The organism is Pseudomonas sp. ZS1P83 (genome assembly GCF_054897825.1).
In genome coordinates this window covers 5,743,405-5,760,203 of sequence record NZ_CM142706.1, presented here as the reverse complement: position 1 = coordinate 5,760,203, position 16,799 = coordinate 5,743,405, and the positions used below count along the sequence as shown (strand labels likewise).

The following is a 16,799-nucleotide window of genomic DNA, read 5'->3' as shown; positions in this document are numbered from 1 at the left end:
GACGTCACCTCTGGCTTGTATTAATTTTTATTCTCCGCTCTATCCTATCCGCGTTTTCGATAGCCTTAGCTCTTGTTGATCCAACGGCAATTATATACGCTACACCACCGCATCCATATTGAATCGGCGGAATTTCGTCACCGACTTTAAGTTCGCTCCCCCACCATTTGAAAGAATAATACCCTTCACATTTTTTTAGTGAATCTACATCCGAAATACTTTGTATAACGCCCGGATCCAGAGCAATTGATCTATTTACCATCCCCTTAGAGAATTTTGGAAGCAACAAATCCATATTGATTTCGTCACCCACTGCTTGCTGTATTGCCGCTTTTAGTATGGTTGTTCCATTGCTTAACGGAACCATCTCCGTACCAAAACGTGGTCCGCCTAGTCGTGCGGCAACCTCAAGTACGTTAACTCCTTTCCTTGCTGAATAAACAAGATCTCCTTTAACTACTCCTTTGGTTAATCCTAGCGAGAGCGCGGCATCACGCGTAACTTCATATAATTCATTTTTTGCCTTTTCGGGAAGAAATGTAGGCATTACATCACCTACCTCTACAAAAAAAGGATGGTACTTCTCGTAATGGAAAACTCTATCCGATATAGCGGTAAGGTAAAAATCACCATCCACCATCAATCCTTCAACACTGTGCTCAGTTCCGATCAGATACTCATTCAATATTATATCTTTTTTGTCGGAAAAACTTTTACAGTGCGCGTATGCAAAACCTAAACTTCCTATAGAGTCAACTCTGATCACACCTTTGGATGATGACTGATCTATCGGCTTTAAAATAATCGGAAACTCAAACTCTTGTATGCGCTGAAGTAACTGTTCATACGAATTTATAACAGCATATTTTGGTGAAGGGACACCATGTTTTCGAAATGCATCGGACCTCAGATCTTTATGTGTCGCTTTCATAGCTGAAGCTATCGAAACCGAATACAAATCTAATTCAGCGGCAATGGTAGCGACCGATATAGCGGTATCCCAACAAAGACTGATTACACCATTGATCTCAACGCCCGACTCCACCAAGCTTTTAGCTGCTCCCAATGCCGCTTCCGGATCCTTCGAGTTTGCTTCAACAAAAATATCTGCTTCCGACGTGCCTACATCTAGTGGAAATTCCGATATCAAAGCTACTTTATAGCCCCACGTTTTAATTGTAGGAATTACCTCTCCACTCAAACCATTCCCACATAGTAAAATAGTCTTCACTGGAAACTACCGCCTTAAATGTTCACCGCACTTAAACGATGCTTATTTTTATTAAGTTGCGCTAAAAAACAACCAGCGCTCCGACCGCATATTACTATCACCAAGAACTCAAAGAGGGACAGATCATTACACCGCCCAAATCACTTGTGTTCTTTATAGTCAGACTAGAAATAATTCGCAATGCTATTTTTGTAGTACAATTCGCTAACTAACGAAGGAAGTTTCCTATAAACACATCGCCTCAACCACATTAATTCGCTATGTGCTGCCGCTTATCCATTCCTAGATCAGCGGCCTCAACGCTATAGATCATATTCTTTCGCCTACAATTTTCTCATTTATCTGCACACTTTTAAGTCAACTATTTTATATGCTTCACAGTACGAACAAGCAACCAGCCTTTGCGTAGGAGACGTACTAATTATGCGCAGGGGATTGCCTATATTAGAGACACTACTTTAAACAACTTATACGCAATACTGTTTAACCCAGACACGACAACGAACACTAGAAGATGGAGTTCGTAGATTCAGTGGCACTTTCTTGTGATTGCCACGCACACACTCGCGGTGGGGTATTACCGACCTTGGCCAGTCGACCCCACGAAGTAGCAAAGACGTTGAAATACGAATCCCTCCTACGGGCGATGGGCCAATTCGGTGAGCCGTGTTAAACAGTGGCACCAGGGAACTACTGCCACTCATAACAACAAGGAATCACCATGAAACGTAGCCTGACTGTTCTCGCCCTGCTGATTGTCGCGCTCGCCGCAGGTGCCGGCGGGTATGTCTACAGCAAGCAGCCGTCACGCCAAGGCATGGTGGAGCTGCAACACCTGCAAGGTTCGGTCACCGTGCGCTACGACGAGCGCGGCATCCCGCACATCCGCGCTGAGAACGAAACCGATCTGTACCGCGCCCTTGGGTACGTGCACGCCCAGGACCGGCTATTTCAGATGGAAGTCCTGCGCCGCCTAGCCCGCGGGGAGCTGGCCGAGGTCTTGGGCCCGAAACTGCTCGATACCGACAAGCTGATGCGCAGCCTGCGCATTCGTGAACGCGCCGAAACCTACCTGGCGAATCTGGACAAACAATCGCCGACCTTTATCGCCCTGCAAGCCTATCTGGACGGCATCAACCAGTATCAGGACAGCCATCCAAAACCCGCAGAGTTTGATGTTCTGGGCATCCCCAAACGCTCGTTCACGGCTCAGGACACCATCAGCATCGCCGGCTACATGGCCTACAGTTTTGCCGCGGCGTTTCGCACTGAACCGTTGCTGACCTACGTACGCGATCAGCTGGGCGCCAACTACCTGACTGTCTTCGATCTCGACTGGCAGCCCAGAGGTGTGCTCAACGGCAGCACGCCGCCTCTGGCCAGTACCGACTGGAAAGACCTCAACGCCCTCGCCCGCCTTAGCGAACAGGCACTCGCCGACAACGGTTTGCCGCAGTTCGAGGGCAGCAACGCCTGGGTCGTCTCTGGAGGCCGAACCAAAAGCGGCAAACCGCTGTTGGCCGGCGACCCGCATATCCGCTTTTCCGCGCCGTCGGTGTGGTATGAAGCGCAGCTCTCGGCGCCGGACTTCGAACTCTACGGCCACTATCAGGCGTTGATGCCGTTCGCCTCCCTCGGGCTGAACCGCGATTTCGGCTGGAGCATCACCATGTTCCAGAACGACGACCTCGATCTGATCGCCGAGAAGGTCAACCCGGACAACCCCAATCAGGTCTGGTATCGCGGCAAGTGGGTGGACATGGTGATCAGCGAACAGCAGATCGCGGTCAAGGGCCAGGCACCCGTGACATTGGTATTGCGCCAGTCGCCCCACGGTCCGATCGTCAACGATGCGCTCGGCACCAGCGTCGGCAAAACACCGATCGCCATGTGGTGGGGGTTTCTCGAAAGCCAGAATCCGATCCTTGAGGGCTTCTACCAGCTCAACCGGGCCGACACCCTGGCCAAGGCGCGCAGTGCCGCGGCGAAGATTCAGGCGCCGGGTCTGAACATCGTCTGGGCCAACGCCAAGGGCGACATCGGCTGGTGGGCAGCGGCGCAGTTGCCAAAACGTCCGACGGGTGTGCGTCCGGGGTTCATCCTCGACGGCAGCACCGCCGAAGCGGACAAGGAAGGTTTCTACCCGTTCAGTGCCAACCCACAGGAAGAGAACCCGACACGCGGTTACATCGTCTCGGCCAACTTCCAGCCTGTATCGCCGACCGACATGGAGATTCCCGGTTACTACAACCTGGCCGATCGAGGTCAGCAGCTAAATCGCCAGCTCAGCGACAAAACCATCAAGTGGGATCTGGACGCCAGCCAGAAGCTGCAACTGGGCACCACCACTGCCTACGGCCCTCGCGTGTTGGCGCCGTTGCTGCCGGTATTGCGCGAAGTAGTGAGTGACCCCTCCGAGCTCAAGCTGGTTGAGCAACTGGCCCAATGGAAAGGCGACTACCCGCTCGATTCCACCAGCGCCACGCTGTTCAACCAGTTCCTGTTCAACCTGGCTGACGCGACGATGCACGATGAGCTGGGCAATGACTTCTTCGAAACATTGCTGTCGACCCGGGTGATTGATGCCGCATTACCGCGACTGGCCGCGACCCCCGATTCGCCATGGTGGGACAACCGCAACACCCTCGGCGAGGAAACCCGCGCCGATACGGTCAAGGTTGCATGGCAAGCGAGCATCGCTCACCTCAAGACCACCCTCGGCGCCGATTTCGCACAATGGCAGTGGGGCAAGGCGCACACGCTGACGCATGGCCATCCGCTGGGGCAGCAAAAGCCGCTGGACCGCCTCTTCAATGTCGGCCCGTTCGCGGCGCCTGGCACTCACGAAGTGCCGAACAACCTTTCGGCGAAAATTGGTCCGGCGCCATGGCCAGTGACTTACGGACCGTCGACCCGTCGCCTGATCGACTTCGCCGACCCGGCCCACAGCCTGACCATCAACCCGGTCGGCCAGAGCGGCGTGCCGTTCGACAGCCATTATGACGACCAGGCTGAGGCGTTTATCGAAGGGATCTACTACCAGGCGCATCTCAATGATGAAGAAGTCACGGCCAATACGCGGAGCACGTTGAAGCTGTTGCCGGCGCGTGTGGCTCAGTAGTTGATCGTTCCCACGCTCCGCGTGGGAACGATCTGTCAGCTCAAACCATCGCCGCAAAGTTCAGCCTGAACTGCTGCGGCGTCACCCCCAGCCTGCGGTTGAACACACTGCGCATGTGCTGGGCATCGCGAAACCCGCACTGATAGGCCACGGTCTTGAGCGGCGATTGGGTGCTTTCGAGCAGCACCCGCGCCGCATCCACCCTGGCCCGTTCGACGAATTCCGCCGGGGTGATTTTTGCCACTTTGGTAAACACCCTGGAAAAGTTGCGGGCACTCATGTTGGCGGCGTTGGCCAGGTCGGAAATCGTCAGGTCGCCCGTCAGGTTGGCCAACACGTAGAGCTGCACCAGTGCCACGGCAGAAGTGGGTTCGGCGTGAGGCGTGAGGAATGGGCTGAACTGTGACTGCCCGCCGGAGCGCTGAGTGAACACCACCAATCGTTTTGCCACATTCAATGCGACTTCCGGCCCGTGATCCCTGGCCAGCAAGTACAGCGACACATCAATCCCCGCCGTGACACCTGCCGAGGTGTAGAGCTCGCCGTCCTGCACGTAAAGACGATCAGCATCAACCTGAGTCGACGGGCACAACTGCGCCAGCGCCGCGGCGTCACCCCAGTGGGTAGTGACCGTTCGCCCTTCCAGCAACCCGGCCCGGGCAAGCACGAACGCGCCGTTGCAGATCGAGCCAAAGCGCTGCGCCAGTGCGCAGGCATCGCGCAGCCAGGCATCGAATGCCGCACCGAAATCCATGAACGGCAACTGCGGCCCACCGGCCACCAACAGCAAGTCATAGGCCTCCAGCGCTTCGCTGAAATGCCGATGGGCATTGAGTGCCAAACCGTTGGAACACGGCATCACCCCGCGCTCGACGCCAATCACCTCCAGTCGATAGTGATCGTGCGGTTCGAGGAAACGATTGGCTTCTGAAAACACATCCATGGGACCGGTGACGTCCAGGGACTGAACGCCTGAGAACACCACGATGGCAACGGTTTTACTCATGGCGTAGTTAACCTTCTGTGGCTTCAACGAGCTCATGATACTTCGGCTTACGCAATTCCTGTGGCGAGGGAGCCTGCGCTAGCGAACCGATTTTCGTAGGAGCCAGGCTTGCCGGCGAAGGCGCTCTCAAGATCGCCTTCGCCGGCAAGCCTGGCTCCTACAGGGCCCGCGTTCAAACTTAGCCAATCCTCGGCCCACAAGCGAGGTTGGCGCGATATGCATGCTCATTGGCAAGGATCGCAGCCATGGATCGATTGTCCGGTTTCGGGTGCGCGGACAGACTGAACCCATCAGCGCAATGTAGCGTTGGTCACCGCCGGCGTCGAGATGGATGTGTTGGGCATCGATTACGGGGCGTTCCCCAGCGCGCAACGCGAAGAAGTGGTGCACGCCCACCCGCGTGGCGAAGGGTTCAAGGAGTGCATCCTGTGTGCGTTCGCCAACGGCTTCAAACACCGGCCGGACACCACGTTCGGCACTGTAAACGCTGATGTGCTGGTCGACAGCGAGCCAGGCTTCAAGCCGATGAACTTTGTCGAGATCATCCGCAAGTCGCCGTGGGTGGCTTGACCTGATCATTCCCACGCTCCGCGTGGGAACGATCATCATGTGTTACTTAAGCCGCTTCCGGCGCCGGGGCGCGACGCACGTCCGGTTGTTTCCAGGAGTCGGCAGCACCTTCTTCGATCGCCTGCTGAATCGCACGTTTGCGACTTTCTTCGGCACGGCGGCTGAAGAACCAGACCAGGAACGTCATCAGCGATACCGCCAGCAGAATCAGGCTGGCCACGGCGTTGATCTCGGGTTTCACGCCCAGACGCACCGCCGAGAACACTTCCATCGGCAGGGTTGTCGAACCCGGCCCCGAGACGAAGCTCGCCAACACCAGGTCGTCCAGCGACAGGGCGAAGGACATCATGCCGCCGGCCCCCAAGGAGGGCGCGATCATCGGGATGGTGATCAGGAAGAACACCTTCCACGGCCGCGCACCGAGGTCCATGGCCGCTTCTTCGATGGACAGGTCCAGCTCACGCAAGCGCGCCGACACCACCACCGCCACATACGCCGCACAGAACGTGGTGTGGGCGATCCAGATGGTGATGATGCCCCGCTCCTGTGGCCAACCGATCATCTGCGCCATGGCCACGAACAGCAGTAACAGCGACAGACCGGTGATCACTTCGGGCATCACCAGCGGCGCGGTGACCAGGCCACCGAACAGCGTACGACCCTTGAAGTGGGTGATACGGGTCAGCACGAACGCGGCCAATGTACCCAGCGCCACCGCCGCCACCGCCGTGTAGCAGGCGATTTCCAGCGAGCGCACCACCGACCCCATCAGTTGCGTGTTGTCCATCAAACCGACGTACCACTTGATCGACCAACCACCCCACACCGTCACCAGTTTGGAGGCGTTGAACGAGTAGATCACCAGGATCAGCATTGGCGCGTAGATGAACAGCAGACCCAGCACCAACATCAAGCTTGAGAAACGAAAGCGCTTCATTCTTTGCCCTCCATTTCTTTGGCCTGACTACGGTTGAACAGAATGATCGGCACAATCAGGATCGCCAGCATCACCACCGCCAGGGCAGACGCCACCGGCCAGTCACGGTTGTTGAAGAACTCTTGCCAGAGCACTTTACCGATCATCAGGGTTTCCGGACCGCCGAGCAGTTCCGGGATCACGAACTCACCCACGACCGGAATGAACACCAGCATGCAACCCGCGACAATGCCGTTCTTGGACAGCGGAATGGTGATCTTCCAGAAGCTGTTGAAGGTGCTCGAACCGAGGTCCGATGCGGCTTCCAGCAGGCTGTTGTCGTGCTTCACCAGGTTGGCGTAGAGCGGCAGGATCATGAACGGCAGGTACGAATAAACGACGCCGATGTACACCGCGAGGTTGGTGTTGAGGATCTGCAGCGGTTCGTCGATCCAGCCCATGCTCATCAGGAAACCATTGAGCAAACCGTTGTTACTGAGGATGCCCATCCACGCGTAGACGCGGATCAGGATCGCGGTCCAGGTCGGCATCATGATCAGCAGCACCAGCACCGTTTGCATCTCTTTGCGGGCACTGGCAATGGCGTAGGCCATCGGGTAGCCGATCAGCAAACAGAGGACGGTGCTGATCAGCGCCATCTTCAACGAGCCGAGGTAGGCGGCGATGTACAACTCGTCGCCGGCCAGCATTGCGTAGTTGCTCAGGTTAAGCAGCAACTGCACTTTTTGGTCGAGGTAGCTGTAGATCTCGGTGTACGGCGGAATGGCCACGTCGGCTTCGGCGAAGCTGATCTTCAAGACGATGAAGAACGGCAGCATGAAGAACAGGAACAGCCAGATGAACGGAACCCCGATGACCATCTGACGGCCACCGGGAATTATTCGATTGAGGCGGCGTTTGAATTTGCGCAGGTTCATGAGCGAAGTACCACGCCGCTGTCGTCTTCCCAATACACGTAAACCTGGTCACCCCAGGTAGGGCGCTGACCGCGGCGCTCGGCGTTGGCGACGAAAGACTGGACGATCTTGCCGCTCGGCAGTTCGACGTAGAACACCGAGTGACCACCGAGGTAGGCGATGTCGTGCACCTTGCCGCTGGACCAGTTGTATTCACAGGTCGGCATGGTCGGGGTCACCAGCAGTTTTTCCGGACGGATCGCGTAGGTCACGGATTTGTCCTGCACCGAGGTGCTAATGCCGTGGCCCACGTAAATCTGGCGGTCCAGGTCCTTGCAGGTGATGGTCGCGTGGCCCTCGGCGTCGTCCACCACTTCGCCGTCGAAGATGTTGACGTTGCCGATGAACTCGCAGACCAGACGGCTGGTCGGGGTTTCATAGATGTCGATCGGGCTGCCGATCTGGGCGATCCAGCCCAGGTGCATGATCGCGATGCGCTCGGCCATGGTCATGGCCTCTTCCTGGTCGTGGGTCACCATGACGCAGGTTACGCCGACCCGCTCGATGATCTCGACCAGCTCAAGCTGCATTTGCGAGCGCAGCTTTTTATCCAGCGCGCCCATCGGTTCATCGAGCAGCAACAGCTTCGGTCGCTTGGCCAACGAACGCGCCAAGGCCACACGCTGACGCTGACCACCGGACAACTGATGCGGCTTGCGCTTGGCGTACTGGCTCATCTGAACCAGCTTGAGCATGTCCGTGACACGGGCATCGACTTCAGCGGCGGGGATTTTGTCCTGCTTGAGGCCGAAGGCGATGTTCTGCGCCACGGTCATGTGCGGGAACAAGGCATAGGACTGGAACATCATGTTGATCGGCCGCTCGTACGGCGGCATGTCAGTGATGTCTACGCCATCGAGGAAAATGCGCCCCTCCGTGGGCCGTTCGAAACCTGCGAGCATGCGCAGCAACGTGGATTTGCCCGATCCCGAACCGCCGAGCAGGGCGAAAATCTCGCCTTTCTTGATTTCCAGGGACACATCGTCCACGGCAATCGTCTCGTCGAACTTCTTCGTGACCCGGTCGATTTTGACCAGCACCTGTTTCGGTGTCTGGTCGCCCTCGAGGGCTTTCTTATAGGCGCCGGAGGCAACTGCCATTTACGAAACTCCCAACAAAATTTGCAGTTCGCCCGAGGCGAGCGAACCTTGGATAGTTTGAGCCTTACAGCTATTTACCCGACTTGACCTTGGTCCAGCTGCGGGTCATCAAACGTTGAATGTTTGGTGGTAACTCGATAGACACGTAAGTCTTGTCGAGGACTGCTTGCGGTGGATAAACCGATTCGTCAGTGCGAATGGACTGTTCCATCAATTTGTCCGACCCTGGGTTAGGGTTGGCGTAACCCACGTAATCACTGACCTGGGCGATCACCTCAGGTTTGAGCAAATAGTTGATGAAGGCGTGGGCTTCCTTGACGTTGGCCGCATCCTTGGGGATCGCCAGCATGTCGAACCAGAGCGCGCCGCCCTCTTTCGGAATCGAGTAGGCGATGTTCATGCCTTTGCCGGCCTCAGCCGCGCGGGCCTTTGCCTGGAACATGTCGCCGGAAAAACCGATCGCTACGCAGATATCGCCGTTGGCCAGGTCCGCGATGTATTTGGAAGAGTGGAAATAGGTCACGTAAGGCCGCACCGCCAGCAACTTCGCTTCGGCCTTTTTGTAGTCTTCGGGGTTGGTGCTGTTGGCGTTGAGGCCCATGTAGTTGAGGACCGTGGGCATCATTTCATCGGCGGAGTCGAGGAACGCCACGCCACAGCTGTGCAGCTTCTTGATGTTCTCCGGCTCGAACACCACATCCCAAGAGTCGATCTTGTCGAGGCCCAACACAGCCTTGACCTTATCGACGTTGTAACCGATGCCGTTGGTGCCCCACAAATACGGCACGGCGTACAGGTTACCCGGATCGTTTTGCTCCAGACGCTTGAGCAGCACCGGGTCGAGGTTGGAATAGTGGGTCAACTTGGATTTGTCGAGCTTCTGGAAAGCGCCCGCCTTGATCTGTTTGCCAAGGAAGTGATTGGACGGCACGACCACGTCATAACCGGTACGCCCGGCCAGCAACTTGCCTTCCAGGGTTTCGTTGGAGTCGAAGACGTCATACACCGGTTTGATGCCGGTCTCTTTCTGGAAGTCAGCCAGGGTGGTCTGACCAATGTAGTCCGACCAGTTATAAATATGCACAGTGCCAGCCGCCTGGACACTAACGGCAAGCGTCAGTCCGGCGCCGACCAGCAGTGCATGGCGCAACAAAGAAAAAATAGGCACGTGGAGGTCCTCTAAAATTAGTTGGGCCCAAGTTGCCCCGCGTTACATGACAGCCATGGCGGCCTGGCAACAAAACCGGGGCGCAACTTACCTTCGAAAAACCGTTCCAGCAAAACTTTTATGCAGAGACCTGTAGCAGCTGCCGAAGGCTGCGTTAAGGTCCGAAGGACCTTCCCGCGTTTTCAACAGCACAACTGCTTCGCAGTTGGACGCAGCCTGCGGCAGCTGCTACAGGGTTTTACTACTTATTTACCCGATTTGATCTTGGTCCAACTACGAGTCAGGATCCGCTGGGCCGCGGCCGGCAAGTCGGCAATCGCGTACAGCTTGGCCAGCACGTCCGCTGGCGGGTAGATGCCTGGGTCGGCGGTGATGTCTTTATCGACCAATGCGGTCGCTGCCGCATTACCGTTCGGGAAGCGTACGGCGTTGGTGATCTCAGCCATGATTTCCGGCTTCTGCAGGAAGGTCATGAATTTGTAGGCGCCTTCGACGTTTTCGGCATCTTTAGGGATGGCGACCATGTCGTAGAAGCTGCCCGCACCCTCTTTCGGAATGTTGTAGCTGACTTTCACCTTGTCACCGGCCTCAGCCGCGCGGGACTTGGCCTGGTAGATGTCACCCGAGTAACCGACAGCAACGCAGATGTTGCCGTTAGCCAGGTCAGAGATGTACTTGGACGAGTGGAAGTAGCCCACCGAAGGACGAATCTTCAGGAACAGCGCTTCGGCTTCGGCCAGTTGGTTTTTGTCCTGGCTGTCGGTTGGATAGCCCAGGTAGTGCAACGCCACCGGAATCATCTCGGTTGGCGAATCGAGGAAACTGATACCGCACGACTTCAACTTCGCGGCGTTTTCAGGTTTGAAGATCAGGTCCCAGGAATTGGTGGGCGCATCGGCACCCAGTGCAGCCTTGACCTTCTCGGCGTTGAAGCCGATACCGATCGAACCCCACATGTACGGGAACGCGTGTTCGTTGCCCGGGTCGCTCACCGAGACTGCTTTAAGCAGGTCAGTGTTCAGGTTCTTCCAGTTAGGCAGCTTGGACTTGTCCAGCTTCTGGTAAACACCGGCCTTGATTTGCTTGGCCAGAAAGTTGTTCGACGGTACGACGATGTCGTAGCCGGACTTGCCTGCCAGCAACTTGGCTTCCAGGGTTTCGTTACTGTCGAATACGTCGTAAACAACCTTGATCCCCGACTCGGCTTCGAACTTCTTGACGGTATCCGGCGCGATGTAATCGGACCAGTTGTACACGTGAAGAACCTTGTCGTCCGCCTGAACTGCGCCCGCCATCACACCCATCAGGGACATGGCGAGGAGGGTCTTGCCAGCTATCTTCATACCTAATGCCTTCATGGGTAATGCTCCAATTTTTCTTTTTAACCACGTGCTTGTTAACCAAGAGCCAGCGGCCTATTCCTGGGCAACTAAAACAACCGGTAGTCTGGCAAGATCCAAGGCAGGCTTTCAAGGAAAGACCCATCCTTTGTTTGCGCTGAGCGAAATGCAAACTTCACACCCCGCTCAGAGCCTAGCACTTAGCCCTGCAATGCACTCAGGGTCAGGTCCAGACACTTGCGTGCCTTGGTCACCAACTCATCGATTTCTGCCGGTGTAATCACTAGTGGTGGAGCAATGATCATGGTGTCGCCGACGGCGCGCATGATCAGGCCGTTTTCGAAGCAGAACGTGCGGCAGATCATGCCGGCGCCCTTGCCTTCGTAACGCTTGCGAGTGGCCTTGTCCTGCACCAGTTCGATCGCCCCCAGCAGCCCCACCCCGCGGACTTCCCCCACCAACGGGTGATCGTTCAGTTCCCGTAGACGCTTTTGCAAATAGGGTGCCGTTTCTGCATGAACGCGCTCGATAATTTTTTCTTCGCGCAGAATGCGGATGTTTTCCAGTGCGACCGCAGCGGCCACCGGGTGCCCGGAATAGGTGAAACCGTGGTTGAAATCACCACCTTCATTGAGCACCGCAACCACTTCATCACGCACGATCAGGCCACCCATAGGGATGTAGCCGGACGTCAGGCCTTTGGCGATGGTCATCATGTCGGGTTTGAGGTCGTAGAAATCGCTACCAAACCACTCACCGGTACGGCCGAAACCACAGATCACTTCGTCCGCCACGAACAAGATGTCGTACTTGGCGAGGATTTCCTTGATGCGCGGCCAGTAGGTGTCTGGCGGAATGATCACGCCGCCGGCACCCTGGATTGGCTCGGCGATAAAGGCACCGACGTTGTCCACGCCGACTTCCAGAATCTTCTCTTCCAGCTGATTGGCCGCCCAGATACCGAATTCTTCCGGTGTCATGTCGCCGCCTTCAGCGAACCAGTACGGCTGCGCGATGTGGACGATGCCCGGGATCGGCAAGTCGCCTTGTTCGTGCATGTACGTCATGCCACCCAGGCTCGCGCCGGCCACGGTGGAACCGTGATAACCGTTCTTGCGGCTGATGATGACTTTCTTCTTCGGCTGGCCCTTGATCGCCCAGTAGTGGCGAACCATACGCAGCATGGTGTCGTTGCCTTCAGAGCCGGAACCAGTGAAGAACACGTGGTTCATGCCTTGCGGCGCGATGTCGGCGATAGCCTTGGCCAATTCCAGCACTGGCGGGTGAGCCGTCTGGAAGAACAGGTTGTAGTAAGGCAGTTCGCGCATTTGTTTGCTGGCGGCATCGGCCAGTTCATCGCGACCGTAGCCGATCGCCACGCACCACAGGCCGGCCATGCCGTCGAGGATCTTGTTGCCTTCGCTGTCCCAGAGGTAAACACCCTTGGCGCGGGTGATGATCCGCGGGCCTTTCTCTTTCAGCTGCTTGAAGTCGCTGAACGGGGCCAGGTGGTGATCGTTGCTCAGGGTTTGCCATTCACGGGTTTGCGGGTTGTTGCTGGTCATGCGAATTCTCCTAAGGTTGCAGTGAAAGGCGCGGCAATTTCCGGCCGCGCCCGGCGTATCAGACGGCGAAAAGCAGGAATTCCCGCTCCCACGAACTGATCACACGCTTGAAGTTTTCATGCTCGGCCCGCTTGACCGCGACGTAGCCAGTGATGAATTTTTTGCCCAGGTACTTCTCGATAGTCACGCTGTGTTCCATACGTTCCAGCGCGTCTTCGATAGTCAGCGGCAGGCGCAGGTTGCGGCGTTCATAGCCACGGCCCACCACCGGCGCACTCGGGTTCAAGCCTTCGACCATGCCGATGTAACCGCAGAGCAGGCTCGCGGCAATCGCCAGGTACGGGTTGGCGTCGGCGCCCGGCAGGCGGTTTTCCACCCGACGGTTTTGCGGCCCGGCATCCGGAACCCGCAGGCCCACGGTACGGTTCTCTTCGCCCCACTCCACGTTCACCGGTGCCGAGGTGTCCGGCAGGAAGCGGCGGAACGAGTTGACGTTAGGCGCAAACAGCGGCAACAGCTCGGGGATCAGTTTCTGCAAACCACCAATGTGGTTCAGGAACAACTGGCTCATGCTCCCGTCTTCATTGGAGAAGACGTTCTTGCCGGTTTCGATGTCGATGATGCTCTGGTGCAAGTGCATCGCGCTGCCCGGCTCGCCGGTCATAGGCTTGGCCATGAAGGTGGCTGCCACGTTGTGCTTGAGCGCGGCTTCGCGCATGGTGCGCTTGAACACCAGGATCTGGTCGGCCAGGGACAGGGCATCGCCGTGACGGAAGTTGATTTCCATCTGCGCCGTGCCGTCCTCGTGGATCAGCGTGTCGAGGTCCAGCTCCTGCAATTCGCACCAATCGTAGACGTCTTCGAACAACGGATCGAATTCGTTTGCCGCTTCAATCGAGAAGGACTGGCGACCCGTTTCCGGGCGACCTGAGCGGCCAACCGGCGGTTGCAGCGGGAAGTCCGGGTCTTCGCAACGCTTGGTCAGGTAGAACTCCATTTCTGGCGCCACAATCGGCTGCCAGCCCCTGTCGGAATAGAGTTTCAGAACCTTTTTAAGCACGTTGCGCGGCGACAGCTCGATCGGGTTGCCTTGCTTATCGTAGGTGTCGTGAATCACCTGGGCAGTTGGCTCGATAGCCCAGGGCACCAGGAACACCGCGTTCTGGTCGGGACGGCAGATCATGTCGATGTCGGCCGGGTCGAGCAGTTCGTAATAGATGTCGTCTTCGACATAGTCGCCGGTCACGGTCTGCAACAGAACGCTCTCGGGCAGGCGCATGCCTTTTTCGGCAATGAACTTGTTGGTCGGCGAAATCTTGCCCCGGGTGATTCCGGTCAAGTCGGCGATCATGCATTCGACTTCTGTGATCTTGTGGTCTTTCAACCAATCGGTGAGCTGGTCGAGGTTGTTACTCATAAATGCCTCTTAGGCTTGGTTTCCTGACTCTTATGAGTCAGGCGTTGTTTGACGCATCGGCGTCGCTTGGTACAGATTGCCACTGCAATTGCCGCGCACAAAGACCCACCTCGACAATGGCGTGAATCAGCGGGAACGAAGTGGTGTGTGCAAAATCATGAGCAGTACCCGACGCATGGGTCGGGCCGCCACGGTGAAACGGTTCTATATTGGAAGCAGAGCCCGTAAAGAGAATGCCATCCAGACCGTCCAGAATTTCGGACGGTGCCAGCAAATCGGCCAGGGACGGAAGAATCACCGGCAGGCCCTTGGCTGCTGAGGCCACGGCGCGGACGTACTTGTCGCCACTGATGTGATAAGCATGCAGACCGATCTGCTTAGAGCAGGCGGTGACGCCGATTAACGGCAGGCGAGACATGAAGCACCCCGGTATTATTGGTGTTTTGGGTTTGAATCGAGCTTAGCCTTGTTCATTTTTTTACACAACACCCCCGTAAAAAATACAACACGGCCCGCTCAAACCCGCGGGCGCTAAAGCGCTCAAAGGCATAAAAACACCCCAAAGTGCCTCAAAAATGCCCAATGGGCGCTTTTTTAGGGCAAAAAAGGCCTCGCTTGACTTCGGCATGCCGTTCGGGTTGACTGAAACCCGAAGTGATCAATGATTGATATTTTTAACAACAAAGGTGTTGCATCATGTCGGTACCCCCGCGTGCCGTTCAGCTTAACGAAGCGAACGCGTTCCTTAAGGAACATCCTGAGGTTCTGTACGTTGACCTTCTGATTGCGGATATGAATGGTGTGGTGCGCGGCAAGCGCATTGAACGCACCAGTCTCCACAAGGTTTACGAGAAAGGCATCAACCTGCCGGCCTCTCTATTTGCTCTGGATATCAATGGCTCGACGGTCGAAAGCACCGGCCTGGGCCTGGACATCGGCGATGCTGACCGAATCTGCTATCCGATCCCTGACACCCTCTGCAATGAGCCTTGGCAGAAGCGCCCTACCGCGCAACTGTTAATGACCATGCACGAACTCGAAGGTGAACCTTTCTTCGCGGATCCCCGTGAAGTCCTGCGTCAAGTCGTGGCCAAGTTCGATGAGATGGGTCTGACCATCTGCGCCGCGTTCGAACTGGAGTTCTACCTGATTGACCAGGAGAACGTGAACGGTCGCCCACAACCGCCTCGCTCACCGATTTCCGGCAAGCGCCCGCATTCGACACAGGTTTACCTGATCGACGACCTCGACGAATACGTCGACTGCCTCCAGGACATTCTGGAAGGTGCGAAAGAGCAAGGCATCCCTGCCGACGCGATCGTCAAGGAAAGTGCCCCGGCGCAGTTCGAAGTGAACCTGCACCACGTGGCCGACCCGATCAAGGCCTGCGACTACGCAGTTCTGCTCAAGCGTCTGATCAAAAACATCGCCTACGACCATGAGATGGACACCACCTTCATGGCCAAGCCTTACCCGGGCCAGGCGGGTAACGGTCTGCACGTCCACATCTCGATTCTTGATAGAGACGGCAAAAACATTTTTGCCAGTGAGGATCCCGAGCAGAACGCCGCACTGCGTCACGCGATCGGCGGTGTGCTCGAGACCCTACCGGCGCAGATGGCTTTCCTCTGCCCGAACGTCAACTCCTACCGTCGTTTCGGCGCACAGTTCTACGTGCCGAATGCACCGTGCTGGGGTCTGGACAACCGTACTGTTGCGGTACGTGTGCCGACCGGTTCCGCCGACGCGGTCCGTCTGGAACACCGCGTTGCCGGCGCCGATGCCAACCCGTACCTGCTGATGGCTTCGGTCCTGGCAGGCGTGCATCACGGTCTGACCAACAAGATCGAGCCAGGCGCACCCGTGGAAGGCAACTCCTACGAGCAGAACGAGCAAAGCCTGCCGAACAACCTGCGCGATGCATTACGCGAGCTGGACGACAGCGAAGTCATGGCCAAGTACATCGATCCGAAATACATCGATATCTTCGTCGCGTGTAAAGAGAGCGAGCTGGAAGAGTTCGAACACTCCATCTCTGACCTCGAGTACAACTGGTATCTGCATACCGTGTAAGCGATTGCAGTAAAAAAAGCGCCGCAGGCCTCACAGCTTGCGGCGTTTTTTTGTGCATCGATCATTCCCACGCTCCTGCGTGGGAATGCATCAAGGGACGCTCCGCGTTCCAGGCTTACCGATGTTGTCATGCCTGGCATTGATGTGAGGCGGAGCGTCACGGGCTGCATTCCCACGCAGAGCGTGGGAACGATCAACGCGGTCAAAGGGTGGGAGCGAGGCTTGCCCGCGATATAGGTAGTCCGTTCCTTTCTCTTCCATACTGACTTCGCCGGATGTTGGCTGTCGGCGAGGAAGGAACATGCACCTGCGGGC

11 protein-coding genes and 2 pseudogenes are annotated in these 16,799 nt (G+C 56.7%); 3 read left to right on the top strand and 10 right to left on the bottom strand.

All coding sequences use genetic code 11. From position 1 onward, the window contains the following. Positions 1–4: 4 nt before the first annotated feature. Positions 5–1,231: an ATP-grasp domain-containing protein gene (locus tag ACYZT0_RS27005; protein ID WP_462043752.1), complete on the bottom strand. Its 1,227-nt coding sequence runs from the start codon at positions 1,229–1,231 to the stop codon at positions 5–7. A gap of 721 nt (positions 1,232–1,952) precedes the next feature. On the opposite strand from ACYZT0_RS27005, the gene ACYZT0_RS27000 reads away from it, so the two are divergent. After that, positions 1,953–4,352 (top strand): penicillin acylase family protein, encoded by a 2,400-nt coding sequence (locus ACYZT0_RS27000; protein WP_462043751.1) that lies wholly within the window; start codon positions 1,953–1,955, stop codon positions 4,350–4,352. Between the two features lie 40 nt (positions 4,353–4,392). Here the strand turns inward: ACYZT0_RS27000 and ACYZT0_RS26995 are convergent, their stop codons facing one another. Further along, on the bottom strand, positions 4,393–5,358 hold the full coding sequence (locus ACYZT0_RS26995; RefSeq protein WP_462043750.1) for a GlxA family transcriptional regulator: 966 nt from the start codon (positions 5,356–5,358) through the stop codon (positions 4,393–4,395). Between the two features lie 297 nt (positions 5,359–5,655). Between ACYZT0_RS26995 and ACYZT0_RS26990 the strand changes: the two are divergent. Beyond that, positions 5,656–5,928, top strand: a pseudogene (locus tag ACYZT0_RS26990) (phosphohydrolase); the annotation flags it as partial. 46 nt (positions 5,929–5,974) lie between these two features. On the opposite strand, the gene ACYZT0_RS26985 reads toward ACYZT0_RS26990, so the two are convergent. The 8 genes and pseudogenes from ACYZT0_RS26985 to ACYZT0_RS26950 all read right to left on the bottom strand — a co-directional run. Then, positions 5,975–6,865, bottom strand: coding sequence for an ABC transporter permease subunit (locus ACYZT0_RS26985; protein WP_462043749.1), 891 nt, complete (start codon positions 6,863–6,865; stop codon positions 5,975–5,977). Then, positions 6,862–7,782, bottom strand: a complete 921-nt coding sequence (locus ACYZT0_RS26980) for an ABC transporter permease subunit (protein WP_462043748.1) — start codon at positions 7,780–7,782, stop codon at positions 6,862–6,864. The genes ACYZT0_RS26985 and ACYZT0_RS26980 overlap by 4 nt, the downstream gene beginning before the upstream one ends. Then, positions 7,779–8,921 (bottom strand): ABC transporter ATP-binding protein, encoded by a 1,143-nt coding sequence (locus ACYZT0_RS26975; RefSeq protein WP_462043747.1) that lies wholly within the window; start codon positions 8,919–8,921, stop codon positions 7,779–7,781. The genes ACYZT0_RS26980 and ACYZT0_RS26975 overlap by 4 nt, the downstream gene beginning before the upstream one ends. 70 nt (positions 8,922–8,991) lie before the next feature. Further along, the gene (locus ACYZT0_RS26970; RefSeq protein ID WP_462043746.1) at positions 8,992–10,089 is read right to left on the bottom strand and encodes a polyamine ABC transporter substrate-binding protein; all 1,098 of its coding nucleotides are present in this window, start codon (positions 10,087–10,089) and stop codon (positions 8,992–8,994) included. Between the two features lie 245 nt (positions 10,090–10,334). After that, a complete protein-coding gene (locus ACYZT0_RS26965) occupies positions 10,335–11,432 on the bottom strand; it encodes a polyamine ABC transporter substrate-binding protein (protein WP_462046641.1) in 1,098 nt (365 codons plus the stop codon). A 197-nt stretch (positions 11,433–11,629) separates the two neighbouring features. Next, on the bottom strand, positions 11,630–12,994 hold the full coding sequence (locus ACYZT0_RS26960; RefSeq protein WP_462043745.1) for an aspartate aminotransferase family protein: 1,365 nt from the start codon (positions 12,992–12,994) through the stop codon (positions 11,630–11,632). A 58-nt stretch (positions 12,995–13,052) separates the two neighbouring features. Next, positions 13,053–14,411 carry a glutamine synthetase family protein gene (locus ACYZT0_RS26955; protein WP_462043744.1) on the bottom strand — a complete coding sequence of 453 codons (1,359 nt, stop codon included), beginning with the start codon at positions 14,409–14,411 and terminating at the stop codon, positions 13,053–13,055. A gap of 100 nt (positions 14,412–14,511) precedes the next feature. Then, positions 14,512–14,829, bottom strand: a pseudogene (locus ACYZT0_RS26950) (gamma-glutamyl-gamma-aminobutyrate hydrolase family protein); the annotation flags it as partial. A 278-nt stretch (positions 14,830–15,107) separates the two neighbouring features. Here ACYZT0_RS26950 and ACYZT0_RS26945 point away from each other — a divergent pair. Beyond that, entirely contained in the window at positions 15,108–16,484 is a 1,377-nt protein-coding gene (locus ACYZT0_RS26945; protein ID WP_129440201.1) for a glutamine synthetase family protein, read from the top strand. Positions 16,485–16,799: the final 315 nt, after the last annotated feature.

Bases quoted from the DNA above. Each gene is read 5' to 3' on its own strand.
- ACYZT0_RS26965 (WP_462046641.1), bottom strand. From the start codon at position 11,432: ATGAAGATAGCTGGCAAGACCCTCCTCGCCATGTCCCTGATGGGTGTG.
- ACYZT0_RS26960 (WP_462043745.1), bottom strand. From the start codon at position 12,994: ATGACCAGCAACAACCCGCAAACCCGTGAATGGCAAACCCTGAGCAAC.
- ACYZT0_RS26980 (WP_462043748.1), bottom strand. From the start codon at position 7,782: ATGAACCTGCGCAAATTCAAACGCCGCCTCAATCGAATAATTCCCGGT.
- ACYZT0_RS27000 (WP_462043751.1), top strand. From the start codon at position 1,953: ATGAAACGTAGCCTGACTGTTCTCGCCCTGCTGATTGTCGCGCTCGCC.
- ACYZT0_RS26995 (WP_462043750.1), bottom strand. From the start codon at position 5,358: ATGAGTAAAACCGTTGCCATCGTGGTGTTCTCAGGCGTTCAGTCCCTG.
- ACYZT0_RS26985 (WP_462043749.1), bottom strand. From the start codon at position 6,865: ATGAAGCGCTTTCGTTTCTCAAGCTTGATGTTGGTGCTGGGTCTGCTG.
- ACYZT0_RS26945 (WP_129440201.1), top strand. From the start codon at position 15,108: ATGTCGGTACCCCCGCGTGCCGTTCAGCTTAACGAAGCGAACGCGTTC.
- ACYZT0_RS26955 (WP_462043744.1), bottom strand. From the start codon at position 14,411: ATGAGTAACAACCTCGACCAGCTCACCGATTGGTTGAAAGACCACAAG.
- ACYZT0_RS26975 (WP_462043747.1), bottom strand. From the start codon at position 8,921: ATGGCAGTTGCCTCCGGCGCCTATAAGAAAGCCCTCGAGGGCGACCAG.